The organism is Undibacterium sp. Di26W (genome assembly GCF_049340265.1).
In the GTDB taxonomy this organism is placed as follows: Bacteria; Pseudomonadota; Gammaproteobacteria; order Burkholderiales; family Burkholderiaceae_D; genus Undibacterium.
On record NZ_JBMPOR010000013.1, the window covers coordinates 139,336 to 155,646 of the forward strand.

Sequence of the window (16,311 nt, forward strand, 5' to 3'; positions counted from 1 at the left end):
GTCCTGAGTAAGACTTGGCCGCTTATTTCAAGGCGGCAATCTGACACCGAGCTTGCGCGCCATTGCTTGCAAAGCGCCACCTGATCTTAACTGTTCATACAATTCATCATAGTGATTGCGCAGTTGCTCACAGGCTGCGTTTTTGCAATACACCAAATACCCGTCCTGCATGTCCATATACGGTTCCAGCATCAGTAGTTCATTGTTGACGCCCATGGCCTTCATGGTGGCTTCCGCATTACGTATATTGGCAGCCAGAAAATCCACTCTTTTTGCCACCAGCATGTTCAAACCATTGGTGAGCGTATTGGCCAGCACCGGCTTAATACTGGCACGCTGACTTTCAAATTGCGAACCATATACCCAGCCATTGATGACCACCAATCTGTGACCAGGAATAGCGGTGTAATTGCCATCCCAGTGCACTTCAAAAGTTTTACGCACGTAGAGGACCATCAGGTCGCGATAAAAGGCTCTTTTTGCAAAGATGAATTTGCTTTCTCTTTCGCTGGTTTTGTATGGACCTACGAGTATTTGTGCCTGTTCATTTTCAACCATCCATTGCGCCCTGGCCCAGGGATAGATTTCAAACCGGATATCGTCACCGTTCTGCTTCGCCAGCGCACGCAGGATGTCCACGCCCAGACCGGTATATTCACCGGTAGCACTGCGCTCAAATACGTTTGCAAATTCGGTACCTACTGCCAGTACCTGAGCGGCATGGCTGACAGGCATCGCCAAGTTCAACAAGGCAAATAAGAGCAAGCGCAGTACCAGTTTCAGCGATGTCATGTGCATAGTGTCCCTGGGTTCAGCGTAGGTGTGGCAGAAAATCGCAATCACTCATGCCAGCCAGCGGCACGAAAAACAAGGCGCTATCAAGCTTTCAGACAATAATCCCGGATAGCTGACAAAACGCTTTCATCTTCACCCGCAGCATTCACGAGCCTGACCTCAAGTGCCGGGTGGCTGGTCCGCAGTTCGTCCACCAGTATTGGCAAATCGCGTAAAACGTGGCCGCCCTGGCCCAAAAATATAGGCACCAACGTGACTTGACGGCATCCTTCTGTCACCAGGCTGGCCACCAGTTCGGGCAGCGAGGGCTGCATAAATTCCAGAAAAGCCAGTGCCACGGTGATGTCCGGCAAACTTTCCTGCGTCATTTTTTGCAGTCGCTGGAAAGGCTGCGCCCATCTGGGGTCACGTGCACCATGGGCGAACAGGATCATTGCAGATTTCTCAGCCATCAATTTCTTTCCACGTAACGCAAACCCATGGCGGCAATCACCAAAAACAGTACGCTGGGTACCAGCGCCGTCACTGGTGCCGGCCAGGTATTGAGCAAGCCCACATGTGAAAACAAGGCATTGATGAGGTAGAACACCATACCTATCATGATACCGCTGAATATCTTCAGGCTGACGCCACCGCTCCTGACATGCAGGTAGGCGAAAGGCAGGGCCAGTGCCATCATCACAAGGACTGCAAACGGATAGGTGATCTTTTTCCAAAAGGCGATTTCATAGCGTTCCCCATCCTGTTTATTGTCCGCCAGGTGCTTGGTAAATGCGGCCAGGTCGGTGGCAGACATGCGGTCAGGGTCGGCAAACAATACGGATAAAATATCCGGTGTGACTTCTGACACGATGTCACGGCTATCGAGCTTTTGGCTTTTCACTGCAGCGATGTCCTCACTCGTCAGTGTCTTGGGGAAGGATGTCTCAGTCACGTCAAACAGGCGCCAGGTGTTCTTGCCCAGGTATTCGGCATCAGTCGCGGTCACTTCGCGGGACAGGTGAAAATTCTTGTCGAATTCAAATATTCTGACGCCTTTCAAATGACGATTTGGCAGTATCTCTTTGACGTTCAGGAACAATGAACCGATCACGTCACCGGTCAGGCCGTTTTCACGCACCAGGTCCTTGGTCCACAAACCGGTACGAAACTCCTGCGCCAGTGCCTCACCGATGGCATTAAGCTTGACCTTTTCTGCAAATTTGCTGGATACCGGGGAAATCACCTCCCCAAACAAGAAGGTCAGCAAGACAAACAGCATACCTATCTTCAACAAGATGCTGCCAGCCATCATGCTCGACATGCTGGATGCACGCATGATGGTGAACTCGGAATTGGAAGCAAACTGTGCCAGCACGTAAATGGTGCCGATCAAAACCGCAATCGGCATGAACTCATAGATATAGCCCGGCCATCCCAGCAAGACATACAAGACCGCATGCTTGAGCTGGTAGCCGCCCTTGTTGACAGAAGATTGCAACTCATTAACAAGATCAAAAAACGAGAACAGGGCCAGTAGTGCCAGCATGACGAATAACACGGCACGCAGGATTTCCGTACCAAAATATTTTTGTAAAATTTTCATGCTGGACACTTTTCTTTGCCACGGAAACTCGATTTGCAGCGGGACCACAACACCAGCGGATGCCAGCGGCTATTGACTTTCAAACGCCATAAGAACAAACCGACGACGAGCAAGGACACCACCAGATGGTGCGGCCACCACGCCATGCCAAAACTGCTGCGTTCCTGCACCACCAGCGCCTGCAATATATTCGTGATGGCCAGGTACATCACCACCAGCAGCAAGGCCACGATCAGGTTGGCTGAACGCCCGACACGGGGATTGACGTAACCCAGTGGAATCGCCAGCAACAACAATACGGAACACATCACCGGCAGCGAAATACGCCACAACAATTCACCCATCTTGGTACTGTCGAGATTTTCCAACAAGGCCGTCAGCGGCATGGACTTGGCTGACTTGTCACTGGCCACGCTGGCATTCTGGCTGGATACCAGCACACCGTACTTTTCAAACTGCATCATCTGAAAATCCGGGGCCGTCGGCGCGCCATCATAACGACGCCCCTGGCTCATGACCAGGAACTTGTCGCCCAGCTTGTCGATTTCTATCATGCCTTCCTTGGCAACAACGATGCTGGAACGGCCATCCTTATAGGTATTGATGAAGATATTCTGGACCTTGCTGAGGTCACCGGCCACTTCTTCAACAAAGAAAATCCGGTCAGACGAGGCGGATTCCTGGAACTTGCCGGGCGCTACCTTGGCGATATCCGAGCGTTTTTCAAAACGTTCGCGAAATTCCACGCTTTGCTGGTTGGCCCAGGGGGTGACGATAAAACTCAGTAAGCCGGTCAGGATGATGAGGGGAGCCCCAAAACGTACCACCGGCGCAATCCATTGCGTCAGGCTCAGGCCAGAGGCGAACCAGACCACCATTTCGGAATCCTGATAGCTGCGGGTCACTACCAGCAACACGGAAATAAAGCCCGTCAGCAACAGCAGGATATGCATATTCATGAGGGCAGTAAAGGCGATCAGGGCCACTACATCGGACGACGCAACTTTACCTCCTGCCGCCTGTCCAAGGATTTTAATGAGCATCACGGAGATCGTGATGGTGAACAATGTAGTGAAGACCGCGCCTGCGGCACTGTTTAATTCACGTCGAAGCGCGCGCTGAAAAATCATGAGTAGGATTATAATATCTGTTTTACGAGACTTACCAAGAGGAGTAATACGTGGACTTTAGCATAAAAACAATCGACGCAAAAAGTGCCTCGACTGCCCATAAGGCAATTAAAACCGGCTGTATCGTGGTCGGTGTATTCGAAAACAAGAAACTTTCCGCTGCAGCAGCAGGTCTGGACAAGGCTGGCGACATCGCCGCAGCCCTTAAATCTGGTGATATTACAGGAAAAGCGGGTACTTCCCTGTTGTTGCGCAACATCGCTGATGTTGCTGCAGAACGCGTATTGCTGGTGGGCCTGGGTGAAGAAGCCGCCGCAGTCAGCGATAAAGCCTTCAATCAGGCAGTACAGGCTGCGGCCCGTACACTGGCGGGTCTGGGTGCCAATGACGCCGTTCTGGCCCTGCCGGCGGTCAAGGATCGTGACATTGCTTGGTCCATCCGCAGCGCCGTGCTGGCCTTCCGCGAAAGCATTTTCCGTGCTGATGCACTGAAAAGCAAGAAAGATACATCCACTGCTGGCGTCAAGAAAGTCGCATTTGCAGTCACTGCGGCAGAAGCCACGGCTGCCAAAAATGCCTTATCGCAAAGCGAAGCCCTGGCCAATGGCATGGACTTGACCAAGGAACTGGGTAACCTGCCACCGAATATCTGCACCCCTACCCACCTGGCCAATACTGCCAAGAAAATCGCAAGCGATTACAAAATGGTTGCGGAAGTGCTGGACCGCAAACAGATACAAGCCCTCAAAATGGGCAGTTTCCTGTCTGTGACTAATGGCACGGTAGAACCACCGAAGTTCATCGTACTCAAGCACAACGGCGGCAAAGCCAAGGATGCGCCTGTAGTTCTGGTGGGCAAAGGCATCACTTTTGACTCTGGCGGTATCTCGTTGAAAGCCGGTGCCGGCATGGATGAAATGAAATACGACATGGGTGGTGCGGCTTCGGTACTGGGTACCATGCGCGCCATCGGTGAAATGAAGTTGAAGCTGAACGTCTTCGCCGTTATCCCGACTTGCGAAAACATGCCATCCGGCAGCGCAACCCGCCCTGGCGACATCGTCACATCCATGTCTGGCCAAACCATCGAGATCCTGAATACGGATGCCGAAGGCCGCCTGATCCTGTGTGACGCCCTGACCTATGCCGAACGCTTCAAGCCGGCAGCTGTCGTTGACGTGGCAACCCTGACCGGTGCTTGCGTGACTTCCCTGGGTCACCATAATTCCGGCCTGTTCACGCGCCATGACGACGCGCACGACAAACTGGCAGCAGAATTGCTGGCAGCAGGCAAGCAAACTGGTGATACTGCATGGCGCATGCCTATCGAAGAAGCCTATAACGAGCAACTGAAATCCAATTTTGCCGATATGGCGAATATTGGCGGCCCAGCCGGTGGCAGTATCACCGCAGCCTGTTTCCTCGAACGCTACACCAGGAAATACACCTGGGCGCATCTGGATATCGCTGGCACGGCCTGGAAATCTGGCGCAGCCAAAGGCTCCACTGGTCGCCCAGTGCCTTTGCTGACCACTTTCCTGATCAACCGCGCAGGCTGATCTATACTGCATTACATGCAGACATGGCTTTAAGAGCGGCAATATAGTTCAGAAATAAGCTTAGAAATAAGTTTAGAAGCAAGCTTAGAAACAAACAAAAGGCTCCTGGCTGGAATTTTCCAGACAGGGGCCTTTCTGTTTTGTAAATAAAACACAATAACCAAGGTAACATGCTAACCAGTCCGGCATCTACAGGGTGGCCGTTCTGATTTATTCTCATTTAAATAGAAACCGTATAATAATGCTTAGACAAGCTGTGTCAGCACAGCCACATTAATCCGGATGCGCGACTAAAACGCATCAACACAATCGATAAAAACATGAAATTAGTTACCTGGAACGTTAACTCCCTGAAGGTCAGGCTGCCGCAAGTCTTGCAGTGGCTGGAAACCAATCCTGTCGATGTCCTGTGCATACAGGAAACCAAGCTGACAGATGACAAATTTCCGCAGGCAGAGATAGAAGCCGCCGGTTACCAGGTCGCCTTTACCGGACAAAAAACCTATAACGGCGTGGCGATTTTATCGAAACACCCGATCGCAGATGTGCAGAAAAACAATCCTCAGTTTGAAGATGAACAGCAACGCATCATTGCGGCCACCATACTGGGCGTGCGCATCATTTGCGCCTATGTGCCGAATGGTCAGGCGCCGGATTCCGATAAATTCCAGTACAAGCTGAAATGGCTGGCATCGCTGGAAAACTGGATCAGGGAAGAAATGACACGCCACCCCAAACTTGCCGTGCTGGGTGATTATAATATCGCTCCCGAAGACCGCGATGTGCATGACCCAGCCGCCTGGGTAGGCATGAACCTGGTGTCACCAGAAGAAAGAACTGCCCTGAAAAACCTGATTGCCCTGGGCCTGACAGACAGCTTCCGCCAGTTTGAACAGGCAGAAAAATCCTTTAGCTGGTGGGATTACCGTGCACTGGGCTTCCGCCTGAACAAAGGTGTGCGCATAGACCACATCCTGTTGTCGGCAGAGCTGGCAAAACAATGCACATCCTGCGTCATCGACCGCGTACCACGCAAGTGGGAGCAACCATCGGATCATGCGCCGGTGATTGCGACGATTGGCTAGTGTAGTGCTGCACGCAGATTGGCGCTTATAAAATCGCGAATTTTTCGTTGAGACAAGGAAAAAACCGCAGCAATACAGAGGTATTGCGAGGATTTTTGACGCAGTATCGGCGGAAAAGGCGCATTTTATAAGTGGCAAGAAGAGTGCAACACTACACTAGATTCCAGGAATAAAATGCAGATACTCAGCACGGAAAGATTGAATTTAAGAGTCATGACCATCGATGACGCGGACTTTTATCTAGCGCTGATCAATGACCCCAGCTTCATCGAGAATATCCACGACAAGGGTATACGTACAGTGGAAGCGGCAAAGGAAGCCATCATCAATGGGCCGCTGACCAGCCAGGCAAAGAATGGCTTCAGTCTGTATGTGGTTGAACGCAAAGACGATGCGCAGCCCATGGGAATATGCGGTCTGGTAAAACGCGAAACCCTGAAAAATATCGACATCGGCTATGCTTTCCTGCCGCAGTATGTGGGCCAGGGTTATGCCAGGGAAGCCGCCAGGGCCGTTGTCGATTATGCGCACAATCACTTGCAGTTGTCGACACTGGCTGCCATCACCTCGCCCACGAATGACAACTCGAACAAATTGCTACAAAACCTGGGCTTTGTGCTGGAAGCCGTTGTGGTACTGGCTGGTGAAACGAAAGACACCAAGCTCTACACACACGAATTTGTCGGCTAGCTGGATGTATTACAGGAAGCGATCCAGAATTTTGCGGCTATGCCTGTCTATTTCAAACATGTCACGTATCAAAAACTGTATGCCGTGATTATCGGTAATCAGTAAGGATGCGCGGCCAATACGGCGGATGTCTTCATCGCCTTTCAGCACAAATTCTGTCTCGCCCCTGTCGGTGTTGACTTTCCAGGTGCAGGGCAAGGCAAAGCTGGTGACGCTGGCAATGCGGCTGATTTCGGGCATGAATTCGCGCCCTTCCAGCTCTTCCAGTACCAGTATCCTGGATTTTTCCGACAAATCGTCAAGCTGATCTATCCACGCCACTTCGCGGCCATCGCTCAATACCATGGAAATGCTGATCAATGGCGACTGGATAGGAAATGCCCTGACCGGGCTGACGCCTTCAAATACTTCACCGGCTTCATTGGTGAGGATGAGTTTGCCAAACGCATTGCGGCTGAGTTCAAATTTTGTGGTGCTCATGTGTTCAATCCTCCGCCAGCTCTGCCACGTTTTCTGCCGCATTCCGCGCCTGTGCCTGATACAGTCTGTAGTAGGCTCCTTCTTTCGCCATCAATTCATCATGGCCGCCTACTTCCACAACCTGGCCACGGTCCAGCACCACCAGGCGGTCGGCCTTGTGCAGCGTCGATAAGCGGTGGGCAATGGCGATAGTGGTACGGCCTTGTACCAGATTATCCAGCGCTTTCTGGATTTCTTTTTCTGTTTGTGAATCGACGGAAGAGGTGGCTTCATCCATGATCAAAATACGCGGATCGATCAGCAAGGCACGGGCAATAGAAATACGCTGGCGCTCACCACCCGACAAGCCCTGGCCACGTTCACCGACCATGGAATCATAGCCCTGCGGCAAACGCAGTATGAATTCATGGGCATGCGCAGCACGCGCTGCGGCAATGATTTCATCACGGCTTGCAGCCGGTTTGCCATAAGCGATATTTTCGGCAATGGTGCCGAAGAACAGGAAAGGTTCTTGCAATACCAGACCAATATTGCTGCGGTAATCTGATACGGCAAACGAACGTATATCCACACCATCCAATAAAATCGCCCCTTCGGATACATCGTAGAAACGGCAGATCAGGTTGACCAGCGTACTTTTGCCAGAACCGCTATGTCCCACCAGGCCGATCATTTCACCCGGCTTGATGTTCAGATTGATGCCGCGATTCACCGCCCGGTTACCATAGCGAAAACCGACTTCGCGCAATTCTATCTGGCCTTTGACTTCTTTTACCTTCACCGGATTTTGCGGATCAGGCACGCTTGATACATGGTCAAGGATGTCGAAAATACGCTTGGCTGCCGACGCCGACTTCTGCGTCACAGAAACGATGCGGCTCATGGAATCAATACGGCCATAGAAATTGCTGATAAAGGCAACAGCGGCCACCAGCGCACCGACGGTAATTTCATTACGCGATACCTGCCAGATACCAAAGCCCCAGACTACCAGGATGCCCAGATCAGTCAGGAAGGATACTGTCGGTGAAAACAATGACCACACCTTGTTGAGTTTGTCATTGACGGCCAGATTATGTTTGTTCGCTTCACGGAAACGACCTGCTTCGCGCGTTTCCTGGGCAAAGGCCTTGACCACGCGTATGCCGGGTATGGTATCGGCCAGCACGTTCGTGACTTCACCCCAGACCCGGTCTATTTTTTCAAAGCCGGTACGCAGTTTGTCACGCACCAGATGGATCATCCATGCGATAAAGGGCAAAGGCAGCAAGGTCACCAGGGCCAGCTTGGTATTGATTTGCAACAGCGCCACCGCCGTCATGAAAAACATCAATACATCGGTCGCAAAATCCAGCAGATGCAGGGACAGGTAAACGCAGATGCGGTCACTTTCACTGCCTATGCGCGACATCAGGTCACCGGTACGTTTGCCACCAAAATATTCGAGCGACAGTTTCAACAAATGTTCATACGTGGCAGTACGCAAATCCGCCCCTATGCGCTCGGACACCAGGGCCAGGATATAGGTCTTGCCCCAGCTTAACAGCCAGGCAACCACGGCTGAACCGAGCAGACCGCCGATGTAAATCATCACCAGTTTAGGATCGACATATTGACCGTTCTGGTAAGGGATCAATACCTCATCCGTCAATGGCTTGGTCAGGTAGCGCGGGATCATATGCGCTGCCGTACCCAGCAACATCAGGGTAAAACCAATGGACAGTTGCAGGCGGTAAGGATGGGCAAAGCGCCACAGGCGCAACAAGGTCCAGGTGGATGGCGGCGTATAGATGACCTTGGTGCAGACCGGGCATTCATCCTGGTCTGGCTCCAGCACAGCCTTGCAACTAGGGCAGATATTTTGCTCGGCACGTACCACCGACTTGCCGGTCACATGACTTTGCAACTGTTCCTTAAACTGATCCAGCAGGCGTATTGCATGCAGGTTCTGGCCCAGGGTAAAACGCCAGCTGGCCAGCAAGCCCTGCTCATCTGTCAATTCCAGATGACCGACGCCGGCATGATCGTGATGACTTAATTGCAAGCCCTGGCGAAATTCCCATTCCTGCCAGTCAGTGACGTCAGGTGCTTTTGTCAGTAAACGGCGGTCAGTGAGGACCAGCATGCCTTTGCGAAAGCGAAGTTTGCTGTCGAGGTCAACCTCAAGGGTGGTCAAGACGTTTTCGCCTTGTGCGATCTGTTTGCTCAATTCGGCTTGCCAGCTCGCAGGTAGCGACAGAACGGGCTGCTCGGGATTGAATTGTGTTGTGGTCATCGTGAAACGAACTCCGGCTCAAGAGCTGGTCCTGAACAAAATCAGGACATATTTTTTAGCAAAAGGGATAACTTGGTTTCCGTTTCAGGCATAAGCCATGTCACGGAAGCAGCAATTTACGGTATTCTATCGAAAGAAAAATAATCAGGTAAATCTGATCAAGAGGATGAACTGCTTTTGCGCTGGCGCGCAAGTATATCAGCAAGCGTGCCTTTCCAATTCGCTTTCAATACGATATACCAAGCGCCATTACTACTTTAGCAAGAATTTCTTGCGGAAAAGTAGTTCATTCAGGGAAACGAAGAAAAGCTCTACAATTGGACTCAGGAAAAATGTTACGGCAAGCTGTAACAAGTGCAGCAACGCATAGGCGCGATTTTATGCAAGTCCTGCAAAAAATGACAAGATCTGGTCTGTATAACCAGGCTTATAAAAGTTTACATACATGACAACAAACAAGAAAGACATCCGCATTCTTAGCGCAACACACTTGCGTGGCCCAAATATCTGGACTTACCGCCCTGTGATAGAAGCAGTGCTGGATATTGGTGCGCTAGAAGAATTTCCATCGAATAAGATTCCCGGCCTGTACGAACGCCTGACTGCCTGGTTGCCAGGCATCATAGAACATCGCTGTGGTGTCGGTGAGCGCGGCGGATTTCTTGAACGTCTGCGCGAAGGCACCTGGTCAGGCCATATCCTTGAACACGTCGCGCTGGAATTGCAAAACCTGGCGGGCATGCGTACCGGTTTTGGCCAGACCCGCTCTACCAATGTGGCCGGTGTCTACAAAATGGCATTCCGCACCCGTGAAGAGCAGGTTGGCCGCGCTGCCCTGCAAATCGGACGTGATTTGCTGATGGCGGCGATAGAAGATCAGCCCTTTGACGTGCAAGCAAAAGTGACCGAGTTGCGTGAACTGGTTGATGACCGCTGCCTGGGACCGAGCACCGCCAGCATCGTTGATGCCGCGACCGAGCGCCGCATTCCTTCCATACGCCTGACCGATGGCAACCTGGTGCAACTGGGCCACGGTGCTGCACAACGTCGCATCTGGACGGCTGAAACCGATCGTACCGGTGCGATTGCTGAAAGCATCGCCAGCGACAAAGACCTGACCAAGACCCTGCTGCAATCCTGCGGTGTGCCGGTGCCTGAAGGTTCACTGGTGCGCAGTGCCGAAGAAGCCTGGGAAGAAGCACAGGATATCGGCCTGCCGGTCGTCGTCAAACCGTATGACGGTAACCATGGCCGTGGTGTTTCATTAAACCTGATGAGCAAGGAAGACGTGATTGCTGCCTATGAACTGGCAGCCCGCAAGGGTGAAAGCAAAAGCGTCATCGTCGAACGTTTTGTCACTGGTGACGAGCATCGCGTGCTGGTAGTCGGTAACCAGGTGGTCGCGGTTGGCAAAGGTGAATCGCTGTGGGTGACTGGCGATGGCACATCGAATATCACCGAACTGGTTGATAGCCAGATCAACATCGACCCACGCCGTGGCACCACTGAAGATTGCCCGCTGAATGCACTGGACCCTGCCGCCGGCGCAGAAATCATACTGGAATTAAAACGCCAGGGCATGGATGCCAATTCCATCCCGCTGGCCGGACAAAAAGTCCTGATACAGCCTAACGGTAACGTCGCACTGGATGTCACCGACCAGATACATCCCGAGATTGCTTACGCCGCGACGCTGGCGGCGCGTATCATCGGCCTGGATATTGCCGGTGTTGATCTGGTTGCAGAAGATATTTCCCGCCCCATGCTGGAGCAGGGTGCAGCGATTATCGAAGTCAACGCCAGCCCCGGCCTGCTGGCCCACATCAAACCGGCAAATGGCGAAGGCCGTCCGGTTGGCAAGGCCATCATCAATCATTTGTTTGCACCGGATGAAACCGGTCGCATCAGCATCGTCGGCGTTGCCGGTACCAAAGGCTGCAGCCTGATAGCCCGCCTGATCGGTGCACTGATCCATATCAGCGGCAAGGAAACCGGAGTCGCCTGCGCCCAGGGCCTGTACCTGAACAAGCGTCTGGTCACCGACGGCAATTGCGCCAACTGGGAAGCCGGCCAGCGTTTGCTGATCAACCGCTCGGTACAGGCTGCGGTGTTTGAAACCAATGCCAAAACCATACTCACTGACGGTCTGGCGTATGACAAATGCGCCGTCGGTGTCGTCACCGATCTCGAAGGTTATGCCGACCTGGCCGACCACTACATCGACAGCCCGGACCAGATGCGCAAGATCATCCGCACCCAGGTTGATGTCATCCTGCCGGATGGTGTAGCGGTATTGAATGCGACTGACCCTGCTGTGGTGGACCTGGCAGAACTATGTGACGGCAAGGTGATTTATTACGGCCTGGACCCGGAACTGGAAGCCATCGTCAAGCATCGTGCCCTGGGTGAGCGCGTGGTGTTTTTGCGTGATCAACATATCGTCCTGGCGGATGGAAAAAACGAATCTGCCCTGCTGCCATTGAGCTCACTGAAACCCGCCAAGGTCGCGCAACTGGAAAGTGTACTGGCAGCAGTCGCCGCAGCCTGGGCCCTGCATATCACACCAGAATTGATAGGTGCCGGACTGCGGACTTTTGACTCCAGCCAGAAACCTGCATATTGAGTCAATGAGTAAAGCGGAGTGACGCGCAGTGATGCATTCAGACATACCGTGCCAGGTGGTCACAAAAACACTGGCACAAATAATTATTGACGTATTTTCTTAGAATTTTCTGCTTATTTGCTACTTATTTGCTGCTTATTTACTATTTCTCTGACGATGTGATCCCTGGCTTGTAAAAAGCCAGTATGCTGAAACGCAGCGCACCGTTGTTTGACGCCTTTTTCAACAGGACTAAGTTTTATGGAAGTATCACGCATCCGTGCCCTGCGCGGTCCCAATCTCTGGAGCCACCATACGGCCATAGAAGCGATTGTTACCTGCACCAAGGAAGAGCTGTCAATTGCTGGCCTGAACGGATTTGAAGACCGTTTGCGTGCCTTGTTCCCTGAATTGAGCATCTTGCAGCCCACTGGTCATGATGACGCCATCCCCATGGCCCATGTATTTGAACTGACCGCCCTTGGTCTGCAGGCAGAAGCCGGTTGCCCGGTCACATTCAGCCGCACCACGCAAACCCTGGAAGCCGGCGTCTTTCAGGTAGTGGTCGAATACAGCGAAGAAGCAGTGGGCCGCCTGGCTGTGGAACTGGCAGAAAAACTCATACAGGCAGCGCTGAAACACGAAGCCTTTGACCTGACCGCCGCGCTGGATCAATTGCGTGAACTGGATGAAGATGTGCGCCTGGGTCCGTCAACCGGCTCCATCGTGAATGCCGCCGTGGCCCGCAATATCCCGTACCGCCGCCTGACCGATGGCAGCCTGGTCGCCTTTGGCTGGGGCAGCCGCCAGCGCAAGATACAGGCCGCCGAAATGGATGGCACCAGCGCCATTGCCGAAGCCATTGCGCAAGACAAGGAACTGACCAAAAAATTGCTGCATGCAGCTGGCGTGCCTGTGCCGCTGGGACGTTCGGTATCCGACCCTGACGATGCCTGGAAAGCCGCGCAGGAAATTGGCCTGCCGGTGGTCGTCAAACCCAAGGACGGCAATCAGGGTAAAGGCGTGACCGTCAACGTGACCACCCGTGAACAACTGGATGCCGGTTTTCATGCCGCCAGTGAATTCCGTGATGACATCCTGGTTGAACGCTTCTTGCCCGGTAATGATTTCCGCCTGCTGGTGGTGGGCAACAAGCTGGTTGCCGCCGCCCGCCGCGACCCGCCACAAGTGGTTGGCGATGGCAAGAAAACCGTCCGGGAACTGGTGGAACAGGTCAATAAAGACCCGCGCCGTGGCAGCGGTCATTCCACTTCCCTGACCAAAATACGCTTCGATGATATTGCCCTCGCCAGCCTGGCGAAACAAGGATTTGAAGCCGATTCCATCCCACCCAAAGGCCAGCGCGTTGTCTTGCGCAACAATGCCAACCTGTCGACGGGCGGGGCCGCTACCGATGTCACCGATGATGTGCATCCGGAAGTCGCCGCACGTGCTGTCGCTGCGGCACACATGGTCGGCCTGGATATTTGCGGTGTGGACCTGGTCTGCGACAGCGTATTGAAACCCATAGAATTGCAAAACGGTGGCATCGTCGAAGTCAATGCTGCACCGGGCTTGCGCATGCACTTGTCACCGTCCTTTGGCAAGGGCCGCCCGGTCGGTGAAGCCATTATCGCATCGATGTTTGATGACCATGAGGATGGACGCATACCGATTATTGCCGTCACCGGCACCAATGGCAAAACCACTACCGTACGCCTGATCGCCCACCTGCTGACCGCCAGCGGCTTGCGCACAGGCATGACCAATACGGATGGCGTGTACGTAGCTGGCCGCCAGATAGACAGCGGCGATTGCAGCGGCCCGCGTAGTGCCCGCAATGTCTTGTCACATCCGGATGTCGATGCGGCCGTCTTTGAAACTGCCCGTGGTGGTGTCTTGCGCGAAGGCCTGGCGTATGACCGTTGCCAGGTGGCGGTGGTCACCAACATCGGCTCTGGCGATCATCTGGGCCTGAACTACATCACCACAGTTGAAGACCTGGCTGTACTGAAACGCGTGATCGTGCAAAACGTGGCTGACAATGGCTATGCCGTGCTGAATGCGGCTGACCCCATCGTGGCCAACATGGCATCCAACTGCCCTTCTCCTGTCATCTTCTTTGCAGCCGATCACCAGCACCCCGTCATGTCCGCCCACCGTGCCCAGGGCAGACGTGCCGTCTATGTTGAAAATGGCCATCTGGTCGCCGCTGAAGGCAAAACCCGTCACAGCATTCCGCTGTCCGATATTCCCATCACCCGCAATGGCAGCATAGGCTTCCAGGTAGAAAACGTGATGGCATCGGTGGCCGCCGCCTGGGCCGTGAATATCAGTTGGGACAGCATACGCGCCGGCCTGAAAACATTTGCGAATGAAGCCGACAATGCGCCCGGTCGTTTCAATGTATTCAATTTCCGTGGCGCGACCCTGATTGCCGATTATGGCCATAATCCGGACGCTATTCTGGCATTGGTGCGTGCGGTAGAAACCATGCCAGCCAAACGCCGTTCTGTCGTCATCAGCGGTGCCGGTGACCGTCGGGACCAGGACATCCGCCAGCAAACCGAAATCCTCGGTGAAGCGTTTGATGACGTGGTCCTGTACCAGGATCAATGTCAGCGTGGCCGTGCCGACGGCGAAGTCATCGCCCTCTTGCGCGCCGGTCTGGCGAATGCCAGCAAGACCTCACGCGTTGATGAAATCACCGGCGAATTCATCGCGATAGACCTGGCGATGGACAGACTGGAAGCAGGCGACCTGTGCCTGATCCTTATCGATCAGGTAGAAGAAGCGCTGGAGCATATTGCCCAGCGTGTTGCTGCTGGCTGAGTTTCAAACATGTACCAATAAAAATGCCGGACCTGGTCAAGCCAGTCCGGCATTTTTTTAAGCTTATTTTTTAAGCTTATTTTTTAAACTTACAACCTCAGATCAGGAAGCCGCTGCTGCCGTTTTTTGTATTGCGCAAACCGGCCAGTGGCAAGTGCTTGTCGTTGACGATTTCGCCATCCAGCATCAGCGACGTATAGCGCAGGCAGCAAACCCGCAGGAAAGATGAAAAATTATCGATCTGGCCGCGATACGCCATCAATTCATCATATAGCTTGGTAATGAGCTGATTGATATTCATGCCATCGCGCTCGGCGATTTCCTGCAAGACTTGCCAGAACAGTTTTTCAAGACGTATCGAAGTAACGACACCATGCAGGCGTATGGAACGCGCCTTGGATTCGTACAGGGCCGGATCGGCTTTTACAAAGATCTCACACATCATCCCTCCCGCATGTCATCAGCTAAGTCTACTCAATGATTATACGTCAATGCCAGATTTACAATTTGATTTCCGTACCCAGCAATTGCAGGAACTGCCCTATCCAGGCAGGGTGAGCAGGCCACGCTGGGGCAGTCACGAAGTTTTTATAAGTCACCGCTTCCGTCACGGCAATAGTGGCGTAATGGCCGCCAGCTGCTTCGACTTCGGGCTGGCAGGCCGGGTAAGCTGAACACTTGACACCCTCCAGCACTTTGGCCGCAGCCAAAATCTGGGCTCCATGGCATACCGCAGCGATGGGTTTATTCGCCTGTGCAAAATGTTGGACGATGGCAATCACTTGCGGATTCAAACGCAAATATTCAGGCGCGCGGCCACCTGGTATCAGCAGCGCATCGTATTCCTCCGCCTTCACACTGGCAAAGTCATGGGTGATGGTGAAGCGATGGCCGGGTTTTTCGGTATAAGTTTGCTGCCCTTCAAAATCATGGATAGCGGTGGCGACAAAATCACCCGCCTTCTTGTCCGGACAAACTGCATGAACCTGATGCCCAACGGCCAGCAGGCTCTGGAAAGGCACCATGGCCTCGTAATCTTCCACAAAATCACCCACCAGCATAAGAATTTTCTTGGCAGCCATGATGTCTCCTGATTATGTATAAATGGAAACTGATTGTTGAGCAAATTCAGTGCAAGGTGGTAATGACGGGTTACTACACATGCAAAAAGACCTCCGTTCGCCCCCAGAAAAATCACCACTTCCTCCTGGTACGATAAGCCGAGGCAGTGTACGGGCGACGCAGTTGTCATTTAATACATATTAAACCGCAAATTAA

13 protein-coding genes are annotated in these 16,311 nt (G+C 53.0%); 5 read left to right on the forward strand and 8 right to left on the reverse strand.

Translation table 11 applies throughout. From position 1 onward, the window contains the following. Positions 1-27: 27 nt before the first annotated feature. From ACO0LM_RS16480 to lptF, 4 genes are all read right to left on the reverse strand, one after another. Positions 28-792 (reverse strand): substrate-binding periplasmic protein, encoded by a 765-nt coding sequence (locus tag ACO0LM_RS16480; protein ID WP_423038346.1) that lies wholly within the window; start codon positions 790-792, stop codon positions 28-30. Positions 793-878: 86 nt separating this feature from the next. Then, on the reverse strand, positions 879-1,247 hold the full coding sequence (locus ACO0LM_RS16485; RefSeq protein WP_423038347.1) for a sirohydrochlorin chelatase: 369 nt from the start codon (positions 1,245-1,247) through the stop codon (positions 879-881). Further along, a complete protein-coding gene (gene lptG / locus ACO0LM_RS16490) occupies positions 1,247-2,380 on the reverse strand; it encodes an LPS export ABC transporter permease LptG (RefSeq protein ID WP_423038348.1) in 1,134 nt (377 codons plus the stop codon). The genes ACO0LM_RS16485 and lptG overlap by 1 nt, the downstream gene beginning before the upstream one ends. After that, positions 2,377-3,510 carry an LPS export ABC transporter permease LptF gene (lptF, locus tag ACO0LM_RS16495; protein WP_423038349.1) on the reverse strand — a complete coding sequence of 378 codons (1,134 nt, stop codon included), beginning with the start codon at positions 3,508-3,510 and terminating at the stop codon, positions 2,377-2,379. The genes lptG and lptF overlap by 4 nt, the downstream gene beginning before the upstream one ends. Positions 3,511-3,560: 50 nt before the next feature. On the opposite strand from lptF, the gene ACO0LM_RS16500 reads away from it, so the two are divergent. The 3 genes from ACO0LM_RS16500 (at position 3,561) to ACO0LM_RS16510 (ending at position 6,844) form a co-directional block, all read left to right on the forward strand. Further along, positions 3,561-5,069: a leucyl aminopeptidase gene (locus ACO0LM_RS16500; RefSeq protein ID WP_423038350.1), complete on the forward strand. Its 1,509-nt coding sequence runs from the start codon at positions 3,561-3,563 to the stop codon at positions 5,067-5,069. Between the two features lie 320 nt (positions 5,070-5,389). After that, positions 5,390-6,154, forward strand: a complete 765-nt coding sequence (gene xth, locus ACO0LM_RS16505; RefSeq protein ID WP_423038351.1) for an exodeoxyribonuclease III — start codon at positions 5,390-5,392, stop codon at positions 6,152-6,154. A gap of 174 nt (positions 6,155-6,328) precedes the next feature. After that, positions 6,329-6,844 (forward strand): GNAT family N-acetyltransferase, encoded by a 516-nt coding sequence (locus ACO0LM_RS16510; protein ID WP_423038352.1) that lies wholly within the window; start codon positions 6,329-6,331, stop codon positions 6,842-6,844. A 9-nt stretch (positions 6,845-6,853) separates the two neighbouring features. Here the strand turns inward: ACO0LM_RS16510 and ACO0LM_RS16515 are convergent, their stop codons facing one another. Together ACO0LM_RS16515 and ACO0LM_RS16520 are read right to left on the reverse strand one after the other, a co-directional pair. Beyond that, entirely contained in the window at positions 6,854-7,324 is a 471-nt protein-coding gene (locus ACO0LM_RS16515) for a DUF1854 domain-containing protein (protein WP_423038353.1), read from the reverse strand. A gap of 4 nt (positions 7,325-7,328) precedes the next feature. Then, complete coding sequence (locus tag ACO0LM_RS16520) at positions 7,329-9,449, reverse strand: ABC transporter ATP-binding protein (RefSeq protein WP_423038364.1); 2,121 nt, start codon at positions 9,447-9,449, stop codon at positions 7,329-7,331. A gap of 595 nt (positions 9,450-10,044) precedes the next feature. On the opposite strand from ACO0LM_RS16520, the gene cphA (ACO0LM_RS16525) reads away from it, so the two are divergent. Continuing rightward, the gene (cphA, locus tag ACO0LM_RS16525; protein ID WP_423038354.1) at positions 10,045-12,222 is read left to right on the forward strand and encodes a cyanophycin synthetase; all 2,178 of its coding nucleotides are present in this window, start codon (positions 10,045-10,047) and stop codon (positions 12,220-12,222) included. A gap of 240 nt (positions 12,223-12,462) precedes the next feature. Further along, positions 12,463-15,033, forward strand: coding sequence for a cyanophycin synthetase (cphA, locus tag ACO0LM_RS16530; protein WP_423038355.1), 2,571 nt, complete (start codon positions 12,463-12,465; stop codon positions 15,031-15,033). Positions 15,034-15,130: 97 nt separating this feature from the next. On the opposite strand, the gene ACO0LM_RS16535 is transcribed toward cphA (ACO0LM_RS16530), so the two are convergent. Continuing rightward, the gene (locus tag ACO0LM_RS16535) at positions 15,131-15,475 is read right to left on the reverse strand and encodes a ribbon-helix-helix domain-containing protein (RefSeq protein WP_423038365.1); all 345 of its coding nucleotides are present in this window, start codon (positions 15,473-15,475) and stop codon (positions 15,131-15,133) included. Positions 15,476-15,533: 58 nt separating this feature from the next. Continuing rightward, positions 15,534-16,115 (reverse strand): DJ-1/PfpI family protein, encoded by a 582-nt coding sequence (locus tag ACO0LM_RS16540; protein ID WP_423038356.1) that lies wholly within the window; start codon positions 16,113-16,115, stop codon positions 15,534-15,536. Between the last annotated feature and the right edge of the window lie 196 nt (positions 16,116-16,311).

What these genes read in the sequence shown, in the direction of transcription:
- ACO0LM_RS16480 (WP_423038346.1), bottom strand. Translation starts at nt 792, where the DNA reads ATGACATCGCTGAAACTGGTACTGCGCTTGCTCTTATTTGCCTTGTTG.
- ACO0LM_RS16485 (WP_423038347.1), bottom strand. Translation starts at nt 1,247, where the DNA reads ATGGCTGAGAAATCTGCAATGATCCTGTTCGCCCATGGTGCACGTGAC.
- lptG (WP_423038348.1), bottom strand. Translation starts at nt 2,380, where the DNA reads ATGAAAATTTTACAAAAATATTTTGGTACGGAAATCCTGCGTGCCGTG.
- lptF (WP_423038349.1), bottom strand. Translation starts at nt 3,510, where the DNA reads ATGATTTTTCAGCGCGCGCTTCGACGTGAATTAAACAGTGCCGCAGGC.
- xth (WP_423038351.1), top strand. Translation starts at nt 5,390, where the DNA reads ATGAAATTAGTTACCTGGAACGTTAACTCCCTGAAGGTCAGGCTGCCG.
- ACO0LM_RS16510 (WP_423038352.1), top strand. Translation starts at nt 6,329, where the DNA reads ATGCAGATACTCAGCACGGAAAGATTGAATTTAAGAGTCATGACCATC.
- ACO0LM_RS16515 (WP_423038353.1), bottom strand. Translation starts at nt 7,324, where the DNA reads ATGAGCACCACAAAATTTGAACTCAGCCGCAATGCGTTTGGCAAACTC.
- ACO0LM_RS16520 (WP_423038364.1), bottom strand. Translation starts at nt 9,449, where the DNA reads ATGCTGGTCCTCACTGACCGCCGTTTACTGACAAAAGCACCTGACGTC.
- cphA (WP_423038354.1), top strand. Translation starts at nt 10,045, where the DNA reads ATGACAACAAACAAGAAAGACATCCGCATTCTTAGCGCAACACACTTG.
- cphA (WP_423038355.1), top strand. Translation starts at nt 12,463, where the DNA reads ATGGAAGTATCACGCATCCGTGCCCTGCGCGGTCCCAATCTCTGGAGC.
- ACO0LM_RS16535 (WP_423038365.1), bottom strand. Translation starts at nt 15,475, where the DNA reads ATGTGTGAGATCTTTGTAAAAGCCGATCCGGCCCTGTACGAATCCAAG.
- ACO0LM_RS16540 (WP_423038356.1), bottom strand. Translation starts at nt 16,115, where the DNA reads ATGGCTGCCAAGAAAATTCTTATGCTGGTGGGTGATTTTGTGGAAGAT.